Source organism: Streptomyces glaucescens (assembly GCF_002154375.1).
Taxonomy (GTDB): domain Bacteria; phylum Actinomycetota; class Actinomycetes; order Streptomycetales; family Streptomycetaceae; genus Streptomyces; species Streptomyces glaucescens.
Map to the genome: position 1 here is coordinate 1 of NZ_MUND01000743.1, position 1,236 is coordinate 1,236.

At 76.9% G+C, this 1,236-nt stretch carries 1 pseudogene; it reads left to right on the forward strand.

Going from position 1 to position 1,236, the window contains the following annotated elements:
• Nucleotides 1-1,236: pseudogene (locus CCN42_RS42975) on the forward strand (baseplate J/gp47 family protein); the annotation flags it as partial.

The window sequence follows — 1,236 nt, forward strand, 5'->3', positions numbered from 1 at the left end:
CTGGCTGGCCGACGCCACCGCGGAGATCATCCACGTGCCGGCCGGCGCACCCGAGCGGGACGGTGTACGACAGCGGCCGTTCACCGCCCGGCTGAACGGCCGGCCCGTCACCTGGTCGCCGCCCTACCCGCGCCCCGGCGACATGGCCGCCGCACAGGCCCACCGGCTCCTCGACCTCGCCGCCCAGGCCCGCGACCGGCTGCGCGACCTGCAGTACTCGGCGACCGAACTCACCGACGACGACCGGGCCTTCCTGCGGCTGCTGTTCGGCCGGTCCTTCGCTGACGACTCCGACCCCGAGGACATGCTGCGCCGTCTGCGGTCCCGCTTCGACGAACTGCTGCGCCCCAAGATCCGCCAGCTGGAGCGCCTGGTCCGCAAGGCCCGATCCGGATACGTCCTCAACCCGGCGGACGTCGGCTGGGAGTTCGACCGCACCTGGGGCGGCATCGCCGGTGCCTCCCTGCTCCCCGGCAACCCCGCCCTGCACGGCCCGGCGAGCACCGCGCTGCGCCCCGACCCCCGCGAAGCCCTGCCCGCCGTGCGCCTGGTGGAGGAAGAGGCCGGCCGTACCGGGAACCCGGTCCGGCCGCCCCGCCGGGACCTGCCGGCGGAAGGAGCCTGCGCGGCGTCCCCCGCGCCGCGCCCGGTGGAGGAGGAGGTCGGCCACACCGCGAAACCGACCTGGCTGCCCCGCCGAGACCTGCTGGCCAGCGGACCCCGCGACCGCCATGTGACCGCCGAGACCGACGACGACGGCGTGCTCTCCCTGCGCTTCGGTGACGGCCGGTGCGGACGGGCCCCCACCCCGGGCAGCAAGCTGAGCGCCGTCTACCGGGTGGGCAACGGCCGCGCGGGCAACGCGGGCCGCGAGGCCGTCAACCGCGTCGCCGCCCGCGGTGGAGGCCTGGACGGCATCGTCACCCGCGTCCGCAACCCGCTGCCCGCGACCGGCGGCACCGACCCGGAACCCGTCGCCGAGGTACGCCTCGCCGCACCCCGCGCCCCCTTCCGCACCCTGCTGCGCGCGGTCACCGCCGAGGACTACGCCACCCTCGCCGCCCAGCGGCCCGGGGTGCAGCGCGCCGCCGCCGCCCTGCGCTGGACCGGCAGTTGGTACGAGGCCGACGTCGCCCTCGACCCGGACGGCACCACCGCCCCCTCCGCCCGGCTCCTGGAGGACGTCCGTGCCGACCTGTACCGCTACCGGCGCATCGGCCACGACGTGGTCACCCG